This window comes from Methylocystis sp. Uni0008, assembly GCF_056838045.1.
The window spans coordinates 3,389,372-3,409,732 of the sequence record NZ_CM166370.1 but is presented as its reverse complement, the minus strand read 5'-3'; the positions used below and the strand labels follow the sequence as shown (position 1 = coordinate 3,409,732).

18 protein-coding genes are annotated in these 20,361 nt (G+C 61.5%); 2 read left to right on the top strand and 16 right to left on the bottom strand.

Annotated features, from left to right (window positions below; translation table 11 throughout):
• Positions 1-5 precede the first annotated feature (5 nt).
• The 16 genes from AC0X69_RS16990 to AC0X69_RS16915 all read right to left on the bottom strand — a co-directional run bounded on the left by AC0X69_RS16990 (position 6) and on the right by AC0X69_RS16915 (position 18,280).
• A complete protein-coding gene (locus AC0X69_RS16990) occupies positions 6-302 on the bottom strand; it encodes a HypC/HybG/HupF family hydrogenase formation chaperone (protein WP_482609078.1) in 297 nt (98 codons plus the stop codon).
• Positions 266-2,665 (bottom strand): carbamoyltransferase HypF, encoded by a 2,400-nt coding sequence (hypF, locus tag AC0X69_RS16985; RefSeq protein WP_482609076.1) that lies wholly within the window; start codon positions 2,663-2,665, stop codon positions 266-268. The genes AC0X69_RS16990 and hypF overlap by 37 nt, the downstream gene beginning before the upstream one ends.
• A gap of 170 nt (positions 2,666-2,835) precedes the next feature.
• A complete protein-coding gene (locus AC0X69_RS16980) occupies positions 2,836-3,324 on the bottom strand; it encodes a hydrogenase maturation protease (protein WP_482609074.1) in 489 nt (162 codons plus the stop codon).
• On the bottom strand, positions 3,321-4,676 hold the full coding sequence (locus tag AC0X69_RS16975; RefSeq protein ID WP_482609072.1) for a hypothetical protein: 1,356 nt from the start codon (positions 4,674-4,676) through the stop codon (positions 3,321-3,323). Before AC0X69_RS16975 ends, AC0X69_RS16980 begins: the two co-directional genes overlap by 4 nt.
• Entirely contained in the window at positions 4,673-5,320 is a 648-nt protein-coding gene (locus AC0X69_RS16970) for a DUF6084 family protein (RefSeq protein ID WP_482609070.1), read from the bottom strand. The genes AC0X69_RS16975 and AC0X69_RS16970 overlap by 4 nt, the downstream gene beginning before the upstream one ends.
• Positions 5,313-5,936: a DUF5947 family protein gene (locus tag AC0X69_RS16965; RefSeq protein WP_482609068.1), complete on the bottom strand. Its 624-nt coding sequence runs from the start codon at positions 5,934-5,936 to the stop codon at positions 5,313-5,315. Before AC0X69_RS16965 ends, AC0X69_RS16970 begins: the two co-directional genes overlap by 8 nt.
• A gap of 17 nt (positions 5,937-5,953) precedes the next feature.
• Positions 5,954-6,472 carry a NifU-related iron-sulfur-binding protein gene (locus tag AC0X69_RS16960; RefSeq protein WP_482609067.1) on the bottom strand — a complete coding sequence of 173 codons (519 nt, stop codon included), beginning with the start codon at positions 6,470-6,472 and terminating at the stop codon, positions 5,954-5,956.
• Entirely contained in the window at positions 6,469-8,289 is a 1,821-nt protein-coding gene (locus tag AC0X69_RS16955) for a nickel-dependent hydrogenase large subunit (protein WP_482609065.1), read from the bottom strand. Before AC0X69_RS16955 ends, AC0X69_RS16960 begins: the two co-directional genes overlap by 4 nt.
• 16 nt (positions 8,290-8,305) lie before the next feature.
• Positions 8,306-9,382, bottom strand: coding sequence for an NADH-quinone oxidoreductase subunit B family protein (locus tag AC0X69_RS16950; RefSeq protein ID WP_482609063.1), 1,077 nt, complete (start codon positions 9,380-9,382; stop codon positions 8,306-8,308).
• 395 nt (positions 9,383-9,777) lie between these two features.
• Positions 9,778-12,285 (bottom strand): alginate export family protein, encoded by a 2,508-nt coding sequence (locus AC0X69_RS16945; RefSeq protein ID WP_482609061.1) that lies wholly within the window; start codon positions 12,283-12,285, stop codon positions 9,778-9,780.
• A 207-nt stretch (positions 12,286-12,492) separates the two neighbouring features.
• Positions 12,493-13,308, bottom strand: a complete 816-nt coding sequence (gene tam / locus AC0X69_RS16940) for a trans-aconitate 2-methyltransferase (RefSeq protein WP_482609059.1) — start codon at positions 13,306-13,308, stop codon at positions 12,493-12,495.
• Complete coding sequence (locus AC0X69_RS16935; RefSeq protein ID WP_482613427.1) at positions 13,305-14,330, bottom strand: sulfate/molybdate ABC transporter ATP-binding protein; 1,026 nt, start codon at positions 14,328-14,330, stop codon at positions 13,305-13,307. The genes tam and AC0X69_RS16935 overlap by 4 nt, the downstream gene beginning before the upstream one ends.
• A 67-nt stretch (positions 14,331-14,397) precedes the next feature.
• A complete protein-coding gene (gene cysW, locus AC0X69_RS16930; RefSeq protein WP_482609057.1) occupies positions 14,398-15,285 on the bottom strand; it encodes a sulfate ABC transporter permease subunit CysW in 888 nt (295 codons plus the stop codon).
• The gene (cysT, locus tag AC0X69_RS16925; protein WP_482609055.1) at positions 15,278-16,141 is read right to left on the bottom strand and encodes a sulfate ABC transporter permease subunit CysT; all 864 of its coding nucleotides are present in this window, start codon (positions 16,139-16,141) and stop codon (positions 15,278-15,280) included. The genes cysW and cysT overlap by 8 nt, the downstream gene beginning before the upstream one ends.
• The gene (locus AC0X69_RS16920) at positions 16,138-17,112 is read right to left on the bottom strand and encodes a sulfate ABC transporter substrate-binding protein (protein WP_482613426.1); all 975 of its coding nucleotides are present in this window, start codon (positions 17,110-17,112) and stop codon (positions 16,138-16,140) included. The genes cysT and AC0X69_RS16920 overlap by 4 nt, the downstream gene beginning before the upstream one ends.
• A 184-nt stretch (positions 17,113-17,296) precedes the next feature.
• Complete coding sequence (locus AC0X69_RS16915) at positions 17,297-18,280, bottom strand: beta-ketoacyl-ACP synthase III (protein ID WP_482609053.1); 984 nt, start codon at positions 18,278-18,280, stop codon at positions 17,297-17,299.
• Positions 18,281-18,622: 342 nt separating this feature from the next.
• Between AC0X69_RS16915 and rimO the strand changes: the two genes are divergently transcribed.
• Together rimO and AC0X69_RS16905 are read left to right on the top strand one after the other, a co-directional pair.
• On the top strand, positions 18,623-19,972 hold the full coding sequence (rimO, locus tag AC0X69_RS16910; RefSeq protein WP_482609051.1) for a 30S ribosomal protein S12 methylthiotransferase RimO: 1,350 nt from the start codon (positions 18,623-18,625) through the stop codon (positions 19,970-19,972).
• 43 nt (positions 19,973-20,015) lie between these two features.
• Positions 20,016-20,336, top strand: a complete 321-nt coding sequence (locus AC0X69_RS16905) for a hypothetical protein (protein ID WP_482609049.1) — start codon at positions 20,016-20,018, stop codon at positions 20,334-20,336.
• Positions 20,337-20,361: the final 25 nt, after the last annotated feature.

Sequence of the window (20,361 nt, the reverse complement as noted above, 5' to 3'; positions counted from 1 at the left end):
AGTCTCTATTCCTCCGCCGCTATTGCGTCGGCTGCCGATTGCATATTCTCAAGCTCGGCTTGAAGCTCGCCGAGTTCTCGCAGCAATCTGAGCGTCTCCGCGGCCTCAGCTTCATTGATCCGACTCATTGCAAAGCCGACATGGACCAGAACCCAATCGCCGACGCATGACTCCACCGGATGCGCCTCATCAACGATGCAGCTGATGTTGATCTGCCGGCGCACGCCGCTCACATCGACCGTCGCGACGAGGTCGTCGGCATTGTCTATGCTGACGATGCAGCCGGGAATGCCGAGACACATGTGTCGTCCTCTCTATCTCTTGTCACATCGACTTCTATCAGACGCGCCGCGCCGATCGCCGCCTGTCCCAAGGACAGCCCGCCGTCATTAGCGGGCGCGTCAGCATGGGCCAGCACCGTGAGTCCGACTTCGCGTAATCTGTCGTGCACCCCTTCAAAGAGCACGCGATTTTGGAAGCATCCTCCGGACAGCGCCACCGTTTCGAATCGTCGCACAGCGGCAAGCCGCATAGCGAGTTCGGCAATCGAACCCGCGAGTCCATTGTGAAAGCGGCACGCGATAATGGATGCGGCGACGCCCCTTCTCAGATCGCCGCGGATCGCGCGCCAGAGGGGCGCTGGGTCGATGTCGATCAGCGCAGAGCCGGAAATCTCAAACTCATAGCCGCTCTCTTCAACCGGGGCTTCGGCGGCAAGCGCCTCGAGCCGCGCAGCGGCCTCGCCCTCATAAGCCTGATGGTCGGCACAGACGCCCAGCGCGGCGGCGACCGCATCGAACAGGCGGCCGCACGAGGAGGCTGACGGCGAATTGACGCCTTGCGCGATCATTCTGTCGATCGTCGCAAGCGGTTTGCCCTCGAGGGCTCTCCAATCCTCAGTCGCAGACAGCCCCGCATCGAACTCGCTCGCCGCTCTCAACTGCGCATAGAGATTGCGCCAGGGTTCGCGCACGGCCTGAGCGCCGCCGGGCATGGCGACCGGCTTCAAACGGGCCAGCCGTTCATAGCCATGATAGTCGGCGAGCAGGTATTCTCCGCCCCATATTGCGCCGTCCTCGCCAAAGCCGAGGCCGTCGAGCACGATCCCGAGCACGGCAGGCGCTCCGAGCGACCAGCCGTTCTCGGCAAGACAGGCGGCGACATGGGCGTGATGGTGCTGGATTTCGATCAGCGGGACGCCCCGTCTTTCCGCCTCTGCTTGGCCGAGTTTCGACGAAAGATATTCCGGATGGCGGTCGACGGCGATCGCGGCCGGCGTATGATCAAACAGACTCCGATACAAGGCTAAGTTCTTGCGATAGTCGTCGAAGGTGGCCGCGTTTTCGAGATCGCCCTGATGCTGCGACAGGATCGCCTGGCCATCCTTGACGAGGCAGAACGTGGCCTTCAGTTCGCCGCCCATGGCCAGCAGATCGGGCGCATTCTCAAAGCCATTCGGCAACCGCAGCGGCGCGGGCGCATAGCCGCGGGCGCGTCGCAGGACTCTCGGTCGCCCCTCCATGATCCGCACGACAGAATCGTCAACGCGGTTGGCGATGACGCGATCATGCACCAGCGCGAAGGAAGCAATGCCCGCGAGCTGTCGACGCGCTTCCTCATCGTCGATGACGGCGGGCTCATCCGAGATATTTCCGCTCGTCACGACGAGCGGATGTTCGAACTGCTCCATCAATAAGAGATGCAGCGGCGTTGTCGGCAGCATGAATCCAAGCGCGCCGAGTCCCGGCGCCACGCTGTCGGGGAGACGCTCTTGACCTCTCGCGCGCAGGAGCACGATGGGCGCTTCGACGCTCTTGAGCGCACGCTCCTCGACGGCGTCGACCGCGCAGTAGCGTCTTATGACATAGAGATCGCGCGCCATCAGCGCGAACGGCTTTGCGTCGCGACGTTTCAGCCGACGCAGCCGCGCGACGGTCTCCGGACTGGTCGCGTCGCAGGCCAGGTGATAGCCGCCGAGTCCTTTGACGGCGATGATCTCGCCGTGCGCGATGAGGCAGGCGGCGATCGTCACAACGTCGGCGTCGGCGTCGTCGCGAGGAACTTGCGTTTGGCCGAATGCAACAAGCGCCACGGTCGGTCCACAAGCCGAGCAGGCCACAGCTTCGGCATGAAAGCGGCGGTCCGTTGGGTCGCGGTATTCCCTTTCGCACGACGCGCATAGGGTAAAGGGCGCCATCGTGGTGCTGGCGCGATCGTAGGGAACCGCCGTCACGATGCTAAGACGCGGTCCGCAATGCGTGCAATTAGTGAAAGGGTAGCGATAACGGCGTTCGACCGGATCGCCCAGCTCCGCAGCGCAGGCTGCGCAGAGCGCCGCGTCCGGCGCGACCTGGGTGCGGACGGGTCCGCCCACGCTTTCGGCGATGCGGAACTCCTCTGACAGCTGACCGCTGTATCCTTGCCTCTCGATGCCATCGATACGGGCGAGCGGCGGTGGGTCTTGTTCGATCCGTCGAAGCAAAGTCGCAATCCGGGACGGCTCGCCACTGACGCGGATCAATAGGCCCTCGCCGTCGTTTAGAACCTCGCCGGCGAGTCGGAGTTCGCGCGCCATGCGCCAGACCGTCGGCCGGAAACCGACGCCTTGCACACGGCCGCGGACGCGAAATTCGAGCGTCTCCGACTGCTCTGCCCCGAAACCCATGATGCGCCGTCGCCTCACATGTTGCTGATCTTGATATATCGGTAGATGTCTTTTGCGTTCATGATCAGCAGCCCTACGATGATAACTGCGAGGACGATTCCTGTAATCTCCCATCCGCTCATGACACTTCTCCCGTTCCGCTAGCCTTCCCGCTACCGAACCCACCCAACTTAGGCGACCATCATTTCGTCGATCAGCTCTCCGATCGTATCCACGGCCACGCCGACCGCAGTCGCGACAGGCGCGCTGAGGCCCATGACTCCTTCGTCGCCGCCGAACGTCAGTGGCTCGCAGGCGACCAGAAGGACGCGGCGACAGCTTCCGCCAAGGGCCGAAACCAGACGCAAAACCTTCGCGGGATCGAGATCATGCGGCGAAATCGCCAGATCCTCAGGAGAGAGATCGCCGTCTTCGACGAATTCCGGCTCCACGACCGACACGACGCCAGGGGCCTCTCCGCGTTGCGCCGCATCCACGAGAATGACGGCGTCATAGCCGTCCATCAGCGCATAGGTGAGATCGATCCCACGAATGCCGAAATCGATCACGCGCGCGCCGTCCGGCAGCTTCGCCTGTGAAAGACCGCGCGCGACCTCCACGCCGAAGCCGTCATCGCCCTTGAAGATATTGCCGACGCAAGCGACAAGGACCGATGTCATGACCCTTCTCCTGCAGCGATCGGTTCGATCTCCTCCTGGCTGAAAAAGAAACGATGTCCGGGAAAACCGGCCGCGCCGAGATCACGCCCCGGGTCGTCAAGCAGGGTCACCGCGACATGCACGCGGTCCTCGAAGTCGCGCTCGATGGCCTCGACCACGGCGATCTTGCCTTTAAGCGCAATATCGATGACGTCGCTGCCGGGCTTGGGGCGAAGCCGGACATGGGCTCCCACACACAGCTTGCCGCCCCCGTCGAGCAGCGAGACCAGCCGGGGGGCGGCGTCTGCGCCTCTCAACAGCGGTTTGGCCGGACTGGACTGCGACGAGCCATTGCGCATGACGCCATGCAGCTGAGCCATGTCCTGCGCCGTCAATGCATGGGTGCGCTCCAGTAGCGCCAGCGCCCGCGCGTCCACCGACGCCATCTCGCGTTTCTCTGCGTCGGTCATGGCGAGAATGCGCAGCGTCAGGATCTCGTCGATCTCGGTGCCGTCGAACAGGTCGCCCGGGCTTTCCGGCGCGATCCCGGGGTGATCGTAAAGGATGATTGGCGAAGCGAGCATGGCGCTGTCTTCTGGACCGCCGACCAGCACCGGAAAGGCGCCGACATTTCGACACTGCGCAGCAGCCTCGCGCAATTCTTCAGGCGGATCGAGCAGGGAGACGAACGAGCCGTCTTCGACGGTGAGGATCGCATGAGTCGAAGCGAAAGCGCGAAGCTGCGCCAAGGCGCGCTCTTTCCGATCGGAGTCGGAAAGCGGCGTCACGTTTTTGATCCGAAGGGTTAGCTTCCACAGATCGGCTTCGAGCCTCTGCGCCTTCGCTTCAATCACCCCTTCGATCGTCTGAGAGGTGCGAATGAGCGCGGCGACGATGCTTCCATCTTGCGTGCGCACAGCCTCGAATTCCCGCGCGCCCTCGAAGCGGAACGGCGTCGTGATGGCGGCGTCCTGGAGGTCGCATGGCTGCAGTGGACCCAGCGCCGCTTCGCGTTCGACCGCCTCCTCCCAGGCCAGCAGCTCTCGCCCGGCGACAGTAAGGCTCGGAACGAGCGCCACCACCGGTTCGCCCTTTTCCGGAAGTTCCTCGGCGGGCGTCGCCAGTCGTCCAACGTCCCGACGTACAACCTGCAGGAATCGGAAATGCGCGCCAAAGCCGGCCTGCTCCCCGCCGCGTAGCAGAACCTGCGTTTCCATCATCGACGCGTCGCCCTGCTGGTCGAACGCTTCCGGGAATACGCCGCCGAATGTCCAGCGCTGTCGATTCTTGATCGAAGACGGCCGATACGGGTAGAGAATGTAGCCCTCGTATAGAACGGCGTTGGCGATCGCCTTGATCGAGTCGAGTTTCATGTCGCCTCCGCCGCGTGCGATTCGAGCAGCGACTGAAAGGCGCGTTCGAATGTCGGTAGACCGCGCCGCCGCCGATAAAGATCCAGCTCCTCAAAAGCGTCACGCTGCAGGCAGAGCCACACGCTCTGCGGATAGTAATGCTCCATCATTGCGCGCCATACCGCTACGGGCAGGCGATACGCGCACTCCTTGCTCCATGGGATTTGATCGATCTGCAATCTCCCTTCGACGTCTCGGTAGAAGATCGAGCCGCTGAACAGAAACTTGAGCGGAATGTCGCCCTCTCGCAGACCATGGAAGTATTTTGTCGCCGCAATGTTGAAATCATAGCTGCACGATACGGGCAGCTCGACTTTGCGGTCGGAATTGAAGGACGGAATAGATACGCTCGCATGTGTCCAAAGGAGACTGCGTAGCGTTTCGCCCCAACGTGAAGGCTCGCCGAATAGATCCGAAAGCCGGTCATGCTCATCTCCGGCGTAGCGCCGCCGGACGGGCTCGATCCGGACCTGACAATTGAGCGTCACATTCAGGACGGGCAGTTCCGGCGTCTTGTTCACGACAGTCAGCCCGAACAGCAGCAGCGGCGCAGCCGAAAATTTCTCGACTCCGACGTCCTCGATGATGAAGTCGAGTTCAACCATGGATCCCATCCTTCATCTCGACTCCATCGCGCAACTCCTGGAAGTAGGTTCGAACAGCCTCCCACGCCTCTGCGCCGCCAGATAATCCTCGCCAATGCTTACGAATAAGTCCGATCAGCGCATAGCAGCAGTCGATCGAAACGAGATAATACTCACGCGCCCCGTGCATCCGATTGACGAGCAAAGCTTCCACGTCCGGAGCGAGGACCGCGAGCACAGGATTGCTTGCGATCAACCGCGACCATGCATCCGCGGAGAAGCGAGATTCAGTCGCGCCGGCAGGTCCGGGATAGATCGCCACAGGACCCTGCGCCTGTGTGCTGTGAAAAATAAAGGCGAGATCGATGGGGACGCCCAAGGCCTCCCATTCGGCGTCGCTCACGTCAAAGTCGCGTAGAACATGAGTGGGCGCGCGCGTGGCGGCGTAGCGCTCTCCCGCCCCCAAGAGGAGCGCGCATTGCGGGCAGGCGCAATAAAAGTTGCGCGTCGCGCGCTCGACCAAATGCGCATGCCGCGCATCGATGGGCTTCGAGCAGAAGTCGCAATGCTCCTCCTTCGCCACGATGAGCGAACGCCGCAGCCGAGAGGCCCAGTTGCCGGACTGTACTCTTTCCATGCCTCGCGCCTCTCTTCCTAGGCGGCGGTTGCGGCGTAAATTTCGGTCATGTCCATTTCGATCAAAATATCATCGAGGTCAGGGGCGGCATCGGTAAGGGCGGACTCGATCTCGAGCCGTAACTGCTCTGTCGGCTCGGCGCGGCCATTTCTTCTGAGTTGAACCATCGCGAAGCCTGCACCGACGCTGAGCAGCTTTACATGCAGGCCGCGTTCGCTCCACACTGCGCCCAAGTGCGCGATGACTCCACGCAGACGCTCCTCGACGCTCTGCGGATGCAACCCATGGAGCAGCAACATCGCGACGACGTCGCGATCCTCGACGATCTGTTCCAACAGCGCCGCGCGAACGGGCGAAGCTTCGACGATCGCGCCGAGCCGCTCAAACGCCCGGCCATGCAGATCCAGGAGAAGCGCCAGCAGCTCCCGCGCCGCTTCACGTCCTTTTTCGTCCGCGATGCCTTCGATCGCCGCTGTCAGCTCTTCGAGTCGGGCCAGCGACCGCTCGAGCGGCTCCCTTTGCGCCTCCCCATTCATGGGGACTGCTTTCGGGACGCGCCAAACATCGGCGAGTGCCGGGTTTGAACTGTTCCGCCGCCGCCGACATACATGTGCACGCCGCATGGGAGGCACGGATCGAAGCTGCGCACCGCCCGCATGATGTCGATGCCCTTGAATTTGTCAGGCCCGTTCTCTTCGAAGATTGGCGTGTTCTGAACGGCGTCCTCGTAGGGCCCCGGCGTCCCGAAGTCGTCCCTCGGCGTCGCATTCCAGGGCGTCGGCGGATAGGGATGGTAGTTGGCGATCTTCTTGTCCTTTATGACGAGATGATGTGACAGCACGCCGCGCACCGCCTCATGGAAACCGCAACCGATGGCCTCGTCGGGGACTTCGAACGGCGTAAAGGTCTTCGTGCGACCCGCCTGTATTTCTGTGAAAGCCTGCTCGAGGAAGAAATATGCCGCGGCGGCGCAATAGGCCTGGAAGTAGGTGCGCGCGCGATCGCGCTCAATCGCATTGCTCCACTGCGGAACCTTCCATTCGAACTCGACTGCCGGCTTGAGCGCCGTCTTGGGCAGATGGATTTTGACGCTGTCGCCGGTGGCTTTGACATAGCCGTTCATGTCGACCAGCCCCGCCAGCGCGGTGGAGAACAGTCGCGCGAACGCGCCGCCGCCGGTGTCGAGCGGCAGATGATCGCCGCTGCTCTTGTCGAGCCAGCGCGGGCACATCACCCATGAGTAGTTCTTGTCGAAATCCCGTTTCTGCGGCCGAGGAATGGTCGTCTGGTTCCAGGGATGCTTTTGATCGACGGGATTGCCCAGCGGATCGGTCTTGACGAAGGTTTCGCAGTCGTCCCAGTCTTCGTAATAGGACTGTCCACGCAGAATCCGGATCTGCAGATTGATGTCGACGAGATCGGTCGTGACAAGCTTGCCGTCGACGACGACGCCCGGAGTGACGAACATCTTCCGACCCCAGTCGGTCATGTTCTTGTAGTTATAGTCGCAGTGGTTCGGATCCTGGAACGCGCCCCAGCATCCGAGCAGGATTCGACGGCGTCCGACCTCCTCATAGCCCGGCAAGGCCTCGTAGAAGAAGTCGAACAGATCATCGTGCAACGGCACGCATTTCTTCATGAATTCTGCGTAACGCACGAGTCGCGTCAGATATTCGGTGAAAAGCTGATTGGACGGCACCGTGCCGACGCCGCCAGGATAAAGGGTGGAGGGATGCACATGGCGTCCCTCCATTAGGCTGAACATCTCGCGCGTGTAACGGCTTACAATCAATGTCTCTCGGTAGAACTCGCCTGAGAATGGATTGAGCGCCGTCATGATGTCGGCGATCGTTCGATATCCATGCGCTTCTGCGTTCCGCGCCGGCGTTCGCTGCGCCTTCGCCCAGACGCTTGGATTGGTCTCCTTGACCATCTGTTCGCAAAAATCGACGCCCACCAGATTGTCCTGGAAGATGTTGTGGTCGAACATGTATTCGGCGGCTTCGCCGAGATTGATGATCCAGTCGGCGAGCGGCGGCGGCTTGATCCCATAGGCCATATTCTGCGCATAGACCGAGCAGGTCGCGTGATTGTCGCCGCAAATGCCGCAGATTCGGCTGGTGATGAAGTGCGAGTCGCGTGGATCCTTGCCCTTCATGAAGATGCTGTAGCCGCGAAAAATCGACGACGTGCTGTGACATTCGGCGACATGCCGGTTCTCGAAATCGATCTTGGTGAATATTCCGAGACTGCCGACGATGCGGGTGATCGGATCCCAATTCATCTCGACGAGGTTGGGAGAAGCTTTACCGGGGCTCGGAGGGGCCGAAGGACGGGTGGCAAGGTCGACCATATTCGCGATCCCTTAACTAGAGTGGATGAGTCTTGTTTGGCCGATCAGGTTCGTAGCCGGTGGTGTACGTCGCCTTCCTGTTGCGCCACTTCGGCTCCCTATTGAGCGTGTGATTGGTGATCTTGCGGAGATTTCGGATCAAAACGCCGTAAGGCTTGATCAGCGTCGATGAGATTCGCGCGCCGGGCGGCTCGTCCATGAACGGCATGAACTTGTCGGGAAAGCCCGGCATCGTGCAGCCGATGCAAATGCCGCCGACGTTCGGACAACCGCCTAGCCCGGCGATCCAGCCACGCTTCGGCACATTGCACTGAACGACTGGCCCCCAACAGCCGATCTTCACAAGGCACTTGCGCGAACCATACTCTTCCGCGAAGTCGGCTTCCTCGTAATAGGCGGCGCGATCGCACCCTTCGTGAACGGTAGGGCCGAAGAGCCAGCGCGGGCGGCCGTGTCCATCGACAGGTATCATCGGCGCGAGGCCGGCAAGCTGCCGCAGCAGGTAAAGAAACGTCTCCATGAAATTGTCCGGCTGAACGGGACAGCCCGGCACGTTGACGATCGGCAATCCGGCCTTCGATTTCCATTCGACTCCGAGATAATCTTGAAGGCCCATGCAGCCGGTGGGATTGCCCTTCATCGCATGCACGCCACCGAAGGTGGCGCAGGTGCCGGCGCCAATCACGGCGAGCGCCTTCGGCGCCAGCCGGTCGATCCATTCTGTGGTTCTGATTGGCTGACCCGTCGATGGATCAGTTCCAACTGCCGCCCAGTAGCCCTCGCCGCTCAGCTTTTCGTTCGGGATGGACCCCTCGACGACGAGGACAAAGTGCTCAAGTTCGCCCCGAGCGCCCTGATGGAACGCTTTCATGAAATCGTCGCCGACCTCATAGGACAGCACCGCGTTGTGCAGATGGACTTTCGGCAGTCCCGGTATCGCGCCGAGAACGACATCTTCGATGCTCGGCTCGCTCGCTGCGGTGATCGACACCGAATCGCCGTCGCAGCTCAGGCCTGCCGTCAGCCAGAGCACATGCAGATCTTCAATCTTGTTCGACGGCTGTTGGGAGATCGGATTGGAGTCTGTAGCCATCGCGGTCCATCCTTTCACCAGAGAGTTGGCGAGGCGTGACTAAAGTTCCGCTCGAGCCGTGCAAGCGCCCAGCTCAAGGACTGCTTCTCTGGTTGAAGAAGGCGGCTAAGTCGGTCACGAGAGCGCCCTCGGCGACACCAACCGGCGGCGTACAAGCCCGTCGCAGGCGAAAGGCAAACTCTGGAAGTTGAGAAATGTTCCTAAGAGACGAGACGAAATGCGCTGCTCATGCACCAGCTAGGGCGTGTGTTTTCTTTCTTGAGCGCAACAGTTGACGCCGCCGCTATCTGGCGTGACTGCGCGCGCAGGTCCGGCGTGAGCGAGACATAAACCATCCGTCACGCGGAACATCAGGGCGAGGCAAGTTTCGCTTGTGCTCGCCCTGTCATTCCTTGCTATTTCACTTCGGCGAGGCTGATGAGATCGAAGTGACGATTGACGCCGGCATGGATCAGATTGCCATTGAAGCGCGTTGAGCTCGTCGCGCCATAGGCATAGAAGCCGTTCGGCTGGACAAAGAACGTCGACGCCTGAGCGGTTCCGAGATCGTAGCGCAGATAATCGACCTTCACGCTCCAATCCGGCGTGAACATCCACTCGGCGCCGCCGCCCGCCGTCCAGCCGATGAGACTGTCCTGATAGACCGGATTGACCAGGGTCTGGTTCGTCGCCCCGATGCGCCGGGTGAACAGCGCGGCGTTGGAGGTGACGCCGCCATAGGCCATGCCGCCCGTGCCGTAAACAGCGAGCGTCGGCGTGACGAGATAGCCCAGCCGGCCGCGGATCGTGCCGAGATAGTTCAGCGTCGCGGTGCGTTGCGCATAGGTGGCGAAGCTGTCGCCGCCCGCGGCTGTCAACGCGGCCTGCCATTTAGTGTCGGTATTGCCTGAAACGCCGTGAAGATCCGCCTCCGCCCCGACGAGGAAGCTGTCGGCGAACTTCCAATTGGCGCCGATCTGCAGGCCGCCGATGAAGCCGGCGAGATGGTTCGTCTGGTTGATCGGCGTCGCGCTCGCGGCGATCGCCGGACTTGCCGCCGCCGGTCTGAAGGGCCACGGCTGAACGATCGAGCGGGGATTCGACCAGGACCCGCCCCCGTTCAGCCCGACGTAAACATCCGACCAGCTCGGCGGCGGCGCAGGCGGCGCAGCCTCCTTTGCCGGCCCATGTGGCGAGAAGAGCGCGAGAAAATCCGAACCCGGCGGCTTGGTGATCGGGTTGCCGTCGCCAAAGGCGTTGGCCGAGACTTCAAGATAGAAGAAGTCGGTGGGGCGCGCGGTCAGACCGTTCGTCGTGGTCGTCTGTCCGGGAAAGGATTGCGGGAAGTAAGGCTGCCATGCGACAGGCGACGCGAAGCTGGAGGTGAATGAGCCGGGCCAGAACCTCGAATAGCTCGCCGTCATATTGATGAACGCATTCAGCTTATAGCGGATGCGCAGATCATATTCCGTGCCAAGGAACGTGCCCCTGTTGCCGAGCGGCGCGAAGAGATTGGCGCGGTCCCAGGCGGCGGCGGCGCTGGCCAACCAATAGGCGCTGAAGGCGGTGTCGACCTGGAGATTCTTGAAGGGCGAGAATTCGAGACGCGCCTTCGCGGCCTTGATGTTGTTCCACGCAATGTAGTCATTGCGGGAGAACGGCTGATTGAAGCCGTAGAAAATGTCGAAGGTCTGGTTGACGCTGTCGAAGGGGCTCTTGTTTCCGGTCCCATAGATGTAATCGGCGCTGAGGCGCGGCTTCCAAAAAAGGTCAGAGAATGTGTAGCCGAGTTCGACCGAATAGGCGATGGCGTCATGCTGGACCGTCGTCTGTATGGCGTTTTGAACAGCGCCGAATCCGCGAAATTCGCCGGTCTCGCCCATCTGCTTATTGACGTCGGCGTCGTAGTCAAAGTCGCCGAGCACGCCGTAGACGCGCAGGCCCGGCGCATAGGTGCTTCTGTGGAGCTTTAACGCATTCGACGTGTTGAGGAGATCCGCATATTGCTTGCGGCCGAGGAAATACGGCTGGATCGTTGCATATTCCGACCACCGGCGGATGCTCAACACCGTGCCATATATCCAGTTTCCCCATTCGGGCCTGTCGAACTCATAGGGATAGCGCACGACCGGCCGCATCAGGAAGCTGTCGATATCCCAGTCGTTGTCCTTCTTGCCCAGCCTTAGGCGAAAGCCTTCGAAATTATTTGTCGTGTTGCGGAACTCATTGTTCGCGATCAGACGCCTGTCGAGCAACTCCAAATGGAAGCGGCCGGCGCGAATGCTGAGCGGCCGATCATTGCCGAGATCGTCCTTGCCAAGCGCGTCCTTGAAATAGAGCTCTGCGAACGCCTGGATGAGATCGGTCTGATTGATCTCCTGTCCCTGCAATTGATAGAGGCTGTTGTAGGCGCGCGAATCCTGAAATTCGACGACGAAGCGCAAGGGATCCAGGACGTTCTGGACGCCGAGATAGGCGCGCGTCCGCGACAGCCATAGCGAGTTGGGGAAATATCGTCTTGTCGACGTCCAAGGATTCGTCGTCGTGTTCGTCCACGGCCGATAATCGTCCTTGCGGTATTCGAAGCGAACGCGCGTATCGAGGCCGACATTCAGCCAGTCGACGCCTTCGAATTCCTTGTAGGTCTTGCCGAGATTGCGGACATAGGGCGGGATATCGGGCTGCGGCTCCAGACGATAGCCGCGCGTCGGCACGTAATAGCTCTTCTTGGGCGGCGGAGTCGGGGGAAGCGCCGCCGGACCACCAGCCGACTTGCCAGCAGTGTTCGCTTTCACCCCAGCTTTTAAAGCCCCATCTGATTTTCCGGGTTTTTCCTCAGCCGGCTTTTGAGCACCTTCCTCGGCAAGCGACGGTTCGGGCATGAAGGCGACAACCATCGACGCGACTGCGGCTCCAACTTTCATTTTTCGCTTTAACATCGCTGTTCTCGAACTCCGGTCGCGGAGGTCTGCGCCTCTGCGAACTATTGCCGTCCAAAGCCAGTCAATCGAAAATGCTTCTTATTGTCTATAGAGTTTATAGACAATATCATCAATCGAGCGGAACCGTTGCTGTAATGTCACAGTCTGTAGGATTGCCCGCCGGCCTGATGCGCACAACCAAGCGCATCATCATCTATTCTGCAGAGCGAAGAACAGGCGCGGGTATCGCAAAAGGACTTTGCCGTCCGGCTGTCGTGGATAGGCCTGCGCGAGCCTCTCGCGATATCGCCCAAGAAATTCGACGCGCTCGTTGGCGTCGAGCAATTCGAGAAATGGGCGAAGGCCAGAGCCTTCGAACCATTCGACGACCCCGTCAGGACCGTCGAGGGGGTGAACATAGACCGTCTGCCAAATGTCGATCGTGCTGCAGAGCGGCGCCAGCAGATTGTAATATTCCTCGAGCGGACCGAGCACCATGATCGACTTGGCGACCGGCAACAGCCGAGGCGCCCACGGCCCGTCCGCCGCGACCATGCGCATCGCCGCGTGCGAAAGCTCATGCGTATTGTTCGGCATCTGGACGGCGAGACGCCCGCCGGGCCGAAGATAACTCAGCAGCCTTGTCATCAGACTGCGATGGTCAGGCAGAAAATGCAGCGCCGCATTGGCGAAGATGAGATCGGCGGGCTCAAAGGGACGCCAATGCGCGATATCATCTTTGATGAAGGTCGCCGTCGGCGTGCGTGCACGAGCGACCGCCAGCATGTTGTCGGACTTATCGAGCCCGACGATATCGGCGCCCGGAAAGCTCATCGCGAGGAGCTGCGTGCTGTTGCCAGGTCCGCAACCCAGATCAAAAACGAGCCGCGTGTCGCAATAGGGCACGCGCGCAAGCAAATCGCGAGCGGCGCGCGTGCGCTCGGCTTCAAATTTCAGATAGAGCGCCGAGTTCCAATCGTTCGTCGCTCCGCTTTCGTCTATCCTCTCGACAAGCGCAGAACTCAAATCCCGTCTCCGGCGTTGACATAATCGCCGTTCTCGTCCGCCGGAAAGATCCGCGCTTTCGTAAATGAAAGCGGCACGCGACCGCCGAGAGCCGCCGAACGTTCGAGCGGCGAATCGATCTCGAGGGTCTGGTCATAGCCGTCAATAGCGATGGTGGCGCGAACGCCGGCAGGCGTACGTCGCAGGCTTTCGACGCGGCCTTCCAGATCGCCGTCGCCTTCAGAGGCGACGGCGATGTCCGCCGGGCGGAAGAAGACCCTCGCGGGTCCGCTGCGCAATCCGTGCGTATCGATGTGCAATTCGCGCCCGCCAAATTTCACATGGCCATCAGAGATGGTGACCGGCAATGCGACCGCTTCACCGACGAAGGAAATGACGAAAGGCGAAGCCGGCCGGTCGTAAAGCTCTTCGGGCGTGCCGATCTGCTCGATACGGCCTTCGTTGAGAACGACGACGCGGTCTGCGAGCTCCATCGCCTCGTCCTGGTCATGCGTGACGAAGACCGTCGTCAATCCTGTCTGCTTGTGAATGTCGCGCAGCCATCGGCGCAAATCTTTGCGCACGCGCGCGTCCAGCGCGCCGAAAGGTTCGTCAAGCAGCAGCACGCGCGGTTCGATGGCGAGCGCACGCGCGAGCGCGACGCGTTGCCGCTGGCCGCCGGAGAGCTGCGCCGGATATCGGCCTCCAAGACCGTCGAGCTGCACGAATTGCAGAAGTTCGTCGACGCGCGCCTTGATCGACGCGCGAGACGGACGCGTGCGTCTGGGACGGACTCTCAGACCATAGGCGACATTGTCCGCGACAGTCATGTGTTTGAAGAGCGCATAGTTTTGAAAAACCATGCCGACATGGCGGTCCTGCACCGGCAGATTTGTCGCGTTCTCGCCGTCGAACAGAAGCCGCCCACGATCGGGAGAATTGAGCCCAGCGATCACGCGCAGCAGCGTTGTCTTGCCAGATCCGGATGGACCAAGCAGCGCGACGAGCTCGCCGGGCTGGATGTCGAGACTGACGTCCCGCAATGCAGGAAACGCGCCGAAGTCCTGCTCGACTCCCTCGATACGGATGGCAGCGCCGCGCTTATTCGCCTCAGTGTCGGCGCGCGCGTCCGGAGAGCACGTCAGCGTGACGCCATTCGAGGAGGGTCTTGAGTCCGAGCGTGACGAGCGCCAAGCCTGCAAGAAGTGCCGCGAGAGCGAAAGCGGCGACATTGTTATATTCATTGTAAAGTATCTCCACCTGAAGCGGAATGGTGTTGGTCAGGCCGCGGATGTGGCCGGATACGACGGAAACGGCGCCGAATTCACCCATGGCGCGGGCGTTGCAGAGCAGCACGCCGTAGAGCAAGCCCCACTTAATGTTCGGCAGGGTGACGGTGAGGAACGTCTTGAAGCCAGACGCGCCCAGCGTGAGCGCCGCCTCCTCCTCGACCTTGCCCTGCTCCTGCATCAACGGAATCAGCTCGCGGGCGACGAAGGGAAAAGTCACGAAAATCGTCGCCAGAACGATGCCCGGCACAGCAAAAATAATCCGCACGTCATGTGCTGCGAGCCAGGGACCGAAGAGGCCCTGACCGCCGAACACGAGCACATAGACGAGGCCAGCGACGACAGGCGACACCGAGAAAGGAAGATCAATCAGGGTGATGAGGACGCTCTTGCCGGGAAAGGAAAACTTGGCGATCGACCAGGACGCCGCCAGACCAAACACGAGATTGGCCGGCACGGCGAGCGCCGCGACAAGAAGCGTCAGTCGAATGGCGGCGAGCGCATCTGGATCACGGAACGCCGCAAAAAAGGATTCAGCACCCTTGTTAAGGACTTCGACGAAAACGACTGCGAGCGGCGCTAGAAGGAAGAGAGCTAAAAACAGCACCGCCGTCGCAATGAGCGCATAGCGCGCAAGCGGCGAGTCTTGCGTCACCGGCCGGTATCTGGCGCGACCACGGGCAACGGGAGTCAATGCAATCTCAGACATGACCGAACCTCCTGCGACTCCACGCCTGGACGAGGTTGATGAGGAGCAGCGCGGCGAAGGAGATCGCCAGCATGATCGTCGCGATGCCGGTGGCGCCCGCGACATCATACTGCTCAAGTTTCACGACGATGAGCAGCGGCGCGATCTCTGAGACGTAAGCGATATTCCCCGCGATGAAGATCACCGAACCGTATTCGCCGATCGCTCTGGCGAAGGCGAGCGCAAAACCGGTCAACAAGGCCGGCGCCAACGGCGGGAGCATGACGCGGATCACAGTTTGCAGCCGGCTCGCGCCCAGAGTCGCGGAGGCCTCCTCCAGTTCGACTTCGAGCTCGGAAATAATCGGCTGCACGGTGCGGACGACGAAGGGCAAACCGATGAAGATGAGCGCAACCAGAATGCCCCAGCGAGTGAAGGCGATCTTGATGTCAAAGTCGGCAAGCGGCTCGCCGAACCAACCATTGGGCGAATAAAGCGCCGCAAGCGAAATGCCCGCGACCGCGGTCGGCAGCGCAAACGGCAGATCAACGAACGCGTCGAGCAGCCGGCGGCCCAGAAAATCATATCGCGTGAGAACCCATGCCACGATGAGGCCGAAGAGGAGATCGACGACCGCCGCGGCGAATGAAATGAAGAACGTGGTGCGCAACGCCGCCGCGACGCGTGGCTCGGAGGCGATCGCATAGAGGCCGGAAAGTCCCAGCTCCGACGACCACCAGATGAGCGTGGCGAGCGGAAGCAGGACGATCAAGCCGAGATAGATCAGCGTGTAGCCGAATGTCAGGCCGAAGCCAGGAATGACGCTCGGCGCCGTGAAGCGCCGAGCGTTTTTGCCGACAAGACTCGGGGAGGTCACCTTGTCAGCTCTTGTTTCTGGATTTCGTCGAAAATGCCGCCGTCGGCGAAGTGCTTCTTTTGCGCGGCCGCCCAGCCGCCGAAGGTCTTGTCGACGGTGATGAACTCGATCTTGGCGAATTTCTTGACGTCTTCTTTCGCCGCATATTCCGGATGCACAGGGCGATAGAAATTGCGCGCGATGATCGCCTGCGCGGGCGGCGAATAAAGGAAGTCGAGATAGGCTTCCGCGAGTTGTCTGTTGCCTTTCGCATCGGCGTTGGCGTCGACGACGGCGACCGGCGGCTCCGCCAGAATCGATTGCTGCGGCGTAACAATCTCAAATTTGTCGCCGCCGAATTCCTTGAGGGCGAGGAACGCCTCGTTCTCCCATGCGAGGAGGACGTCGCCGATGCCGCGCTGAGCGAAGGTGATTGTCGAGCCCCGCGCGCCCGTGTCCATCACCGGCGCGTTCTTGTAGATCGCTTTGACGAAGTCTCTCGTCTTCGCTTCGTCGCCGTTGAATTTTTTCAGCCCGTAGCCCCAGGCTGCGAGATAGTTCCAGCGGGCGCCGCCGGACGTCTTGGGGTTGGGCGTGATCACAGCGACGCCAGGCTTCGCCAGATCGTCCCAATCCTTGATGGCTTTCGGATTGCCCTTGCGAACGAGAAACACGATCGTCGACGTATAGGGCGAAGAGTTGTTGGGGCGGCGCTTCTGCCAGTCGACGGGAATTTTGCCGCTCCTGTTGGCGATCGCGTCAATGTCGGCGGCAAGCGCCAGCGTCACGACGTCCGCATTCAGCCCCTCGATCACTGCGCGGGCTTGCGCGCCCGAGCCGCCGTGCGAGGACTGAATTTCGATCGTCTCGCCTGTCCTGGCCTTCCAATCCGCGGCGAACGCCGGATTGATCGCTTTGTAAAGTTCGCGCGTGGGATCGTAGGAGACATTCAAGAATGTCTGACCCGCCTGAGAATGCGCGCTTGCGAGCATCGTCAGCGCGACCAAACTTCCTAAAATCCCAAGGCCAAGGCCCCTCTGCAAATTCTCGCCCATAGCTCTGCCACTCCATTAGTCTATAAAATCGGTAGCATGACTATACTGATTGAGCAAGTCGAAAAGCGGGGCTTCTCCCTAGATCGTTGTCTGAGGAAGCGGCGAACTGCGGAAGGAACGCCTACCAGCGAAGCACGGCGCCGCCCCAGGTCATGCCAGCGCCGATCGCCATCATGGCGATGACATCGCCTCTCTTAAGCTTGCCGGCGCGATTGGCCTCGTCGAGCGTGATCGGCATCGAAGCGCTCGACGTGTTTCCGTAGCGATCGATGTTGATCCAGCACTTCTCGAAAGGCACGCCGAGGTTCTGCATCGCGGATTCGATGATCCGCTTGTTGGCCTGATGGGCGATCACGTGATTGATGTCGGCGGCGGTCAGACCGGCGGCTTTCAGCGTGTCGCCGACCACTTCGGGCAAGAGCCGCGTCGCGACCTTATAAACTTCCCGCCCGCGCATTTTTATCTTGCCGGCCCTTTCCTCCAGCATCTCGGCCGAAGGCGGGCGTCGGCTGCCGCCGCCATAGATGCCGAGAATGCCAGTCATCGAACCGTCGGTGCGCAGGTTCGCGGCGAGCACGCCGCGCCCGTTCTCCTCGCTGGCGCCCAGCAAAATGGCGCCGGCGGCGTCGCCGAACAGCACGCAGGTTTCGCGATTGGTCCAATCGACGAAGCGGCTCAGGGTCTCGGCGCCGATCACGAGCGCGCGCTTCACCTTGCCGCTTCGGATGAACTGGTCGGCGATGGAAAGTCCGTAGAGAGAGCCGGCGCAGGCGGCCCCGACGTCGAAGGCGAAGGCGTTGCTGGCGCCAAGCTGGGCCTGAACAAAGGAGGCGCAGGACGGCGTCGGCGTATCGCCCGTCACCGTGCAAACGACAAGCATGTCGACGTCGTCAGGCTTCACACCGGCAAACTGCAGCGCCTCCTTGCCGGCGGCCGCCGCAAGATCTGATGTCGCCTCATGATCGGCAGCGACTCTGCGCTCCTTGATGCCGGTGCGGCTGACGATCCACTCATTGTTCGTCTTGACGATTTTCTCGAGGTCAGCGTTGGAGAGGATGCGCTGCGGCGCGTAAGACCCCGTTCCGAGAACTATGGAATTCGTCAAGATGTGGCGCTTCCTTCTAAAGGCGACGGCTGAGGCCGCGCGGCGCTATTCATTAAGAGCGGCCAAGGCCAAGCGCAAATCTTCTTTTCCAGACAGCGGGAAAGCTCCGACATGGTCGCCGACTTATTGGCTTTTTTACGCCGCCGTGCAGGCGTCAAAAAGCCGGCGTCAACCCTTTATTAAAGCGCTCGCCTCTAGACCAATACGGGGGCTCGTCGGAGTAGCGTTATGATCCACACCATCGTGTTCGCCGCCGTCGCGCTCTTTGCGCTCATCGGCGCCTTGACGGCATAGGCTCCCGCCCACGATTGCAAAGACGGCCGCCGCATGGCAATGGGCGCCATGCAGGATCAACAGAGGCCGGCAAACGCCGCCCCCCGCGTCTCCTTCGTCTCGCTTGGCTGTCCAAAGGCCCTCGTCGACAGCGAGCGCATCGTCACGCGTCTGCGCGCCGAAGGCTACGAACTGTCGCGCAGCCACGCCGGAGCTGACGTCGTCGTCGTCAACACCTGCGGCTTTCTCGACAGCGCCAAGGCCGAGTCGCTCGAAGCGATCGGCGCGGCGCTCAATGAAAACGGCAGGGTGATCGTCACCGGCTGCATGGGCGCCGAACCGGAGGCGATCACGGAGCGCTTTCCGCATGTGCTGGCGGTCACCGGCCCGCAGCAATATGAGAGCGTCGTCGAGGCGGTGCATCGCGCCGCCGCGCCGGCGCATGATCCCTTCCTCGACCTTCTCCCCGAACAGGGCGTGAAACTCACGCCGCGCCACTACGCCTATTTGAAAATCTCGGAAGGCTGCGACAACAGCTGTTCCTTCTGCATCATTCCGCACCTGCGCGGCCCGCTCGTCTCGCGCCCGGCGGCCGATGTGCTGCGCGAAGCCGAAAAGCTTGCGCGCGCCGGGGTCAAGGAGCTGCTCGTTATCTCACAGGACACGAGCGCCTATGGCCGCGACATTCGGTACGCCGAAAGCATGTTGGGCGAGCGCAGCGTGCGCGCGCGCTTTCTCGACCTCACGCGGGAGCTCGGCGACCTGGGGCTCTGGATCAGACTGCATTACGTCTACCCCTATCCCCATGTCGACGAGGTCCTGCCGCTGATGGCTGAGGGCAAGATCCTGCCCTACCTCGACATTCCGTTTCAGCACGCCGCGCCGAGCGTGCTCAAAACCATGAAGCGTCCCGCGAATGAAGAGAAGACGCTCGCGCGCATTCGCGCGTGGCGGGAGGCCTGCCCTGACCTCGCGTTGCGATCGACGTTCATCGTCGGTTTCCCCGGCGAGACCGAGGCGGATTTCGACTATCTCCTGGACTGGCTGGAGGAAGCCGAGATCGACCGCGCCGGCTCCTTCAAATATGAGCCGGTCGCGGGCGCGCCAGCCGAGGCCCTGGGCCTGCCCGCCGTTCCGGACGAGGTGAAGGAGACGCGCTGGCGGCGCTTCATGGAGAAGCAGCAGGCGATCAGCGCCCGTCTGATGAAACGCAAGGCCGGCAAGCACCTCTCGATCATCATCGACGAGCCCGGGGGCGGACCTTCGGGCGCGCTCGCCAAGGGCCGCACCAAGGCCGATGCGCCGCAGATCGACGGCGCGGCCTTCGTCGCCTCGCGGCGGCCGCTGCGCCCAGGCGACATCGTCACGGCGAAAATTGAACGCGCGGAGGCCTACGACGTCTATGGCGCGGCGGCCTAGAGCGGCCCTATATTGGGCTTAAGGAAAATTGGGGAGAAGCGCCATGACTGAAGAACCGGAAGAAAAGGGCACGCCGCCGCAGGAAAGCCCGCCGCCCGTGCCCGACGCGCCGGCGCGGCCTGAGGGGCCGAAGTTCGAAATCCCGCGCAGCCTCTACATCGCCACGGCGCTGATCGTCATCGGCTCCTTCGCCATTACGCTCTTCGTCCGTAATCCCTATACGCAGTCCGTCTCCGAAGGGACCGGCTTCTACGAACGCGGCTCCGACAGTTCGCTGCTGCTCTGGGTCGCGATCTTCATCGGCATACCGGCGAGCTTCTGGGCCTATAAGCGCTGGATTTTGCCTCTGTTCGAGCGGAAATAGCGCGAGCGTTACCCAGCAAAGCAGG

Excerpts from the sequence above, each read along its gene's own strand:
- AC0X69_RS16945 (WP_482609061.1), bottom strand. The coding sequence starts at position 12,285 with ATGAAAGTTGGAGCCGCAGTCGCGTCGATGGTTGTCGCCTTCATGCCC.
- cysW (WP_482609057.1), bottom strand. The coding sequence starts at position 15,285 with ATGTCTGAGATTGCATTGACTCCCGTTGCCCGTGGTCGCGCCAGATAC.
- AC0X69_RS16905 (WP_482609049.1), top strand. The coding sequence starts at position 20,016 with ATGACTGAAGAACCGGAAGAAAAGGGCACGCCGCCGCAGGAAAGCCCG.
- rimO (WP_482609051.1), top strand. The coding sequence starts at position 18,623 with ATGCAGGATCAACAGAGGCCGGCAAACGCCGCCCCCCGCGTCTCCTTC.
- AC0X69_RS16970 (WP_482609070.1), bottom strand. The coding sequence starts at position 5,320 with ATGGTTGAACTCGACTTCATCATCGAGGACGTCGGAGTCGAGAAATTT.
- AC0X69_RS16955 (WP_482609065.1), bottom strand. The coding sequence starts at position 8,289 with ATGGTCGACCTTGCCACCCGTCCTTCGGCCCCTCCGAGCCCCGGTAAA.
- AC0X69_RS16965 (WP_482609068.1), bottom strand. The coding sequence starts at position 5,936 with ATGGAAAGAGTACAGTCCGGCAACTGGGCCTCTCGGCTGCGGCGTTCG.
- AC0X69_RS16960 (WP_482609067.1), bottom strand. The coding sequence starts at position 6,472 with ATGAATGGGGAGGCGCAAAGGGAGCCGCTCGAGCGGTCGCTGGCCCGA.
- AC0X69_RS16920 (WP_482613426.1), bottom strand. The coding sequence starts at position 17,112 with ATGCTCGCAAGCGCGCATTCTCAGGCGGGTCAGACATTCTTGAATGTC.
- hypF (WP_482609076.1), bottom strand. The coding sequence starts at position 2,665 with ATGGGTTTCGGGGCAGAGCAGTCGGAGACGCTCGAATTTCGCGTCCGC.
- AC0X69_RS16990 (WP_482609078.1), bottom strand. The coding sequence starts at position 302 with ATGTGTCTCGGCATTCCCGGCTGCATCGTCAGCATAGACAATGCCGAC.
- AC0X69_RS16980 (WP_482609074.1), bottom strand. The coding sequence starts at position 3,324 with ATGACATCGGTCCTTGTCGCTTGCGTCGGCAATATCTTCAAGGGCGAT.
- AC0X69_RS16950 (WP_482609063.1), bottom strand. The coding sequence starts at position 9,382 with ATGGCTACAGACTCCAATCCGATCTCCCAACAGCCGTCGAACAAGATT.
- AC0X69_RS16975 (WP_482609072.1), bottom strand. The coding sequence starts at position 4,676 with ATGAAACTCGACTCGATCAAGGCGATCGCCAACGCCGTTCTATACGAG.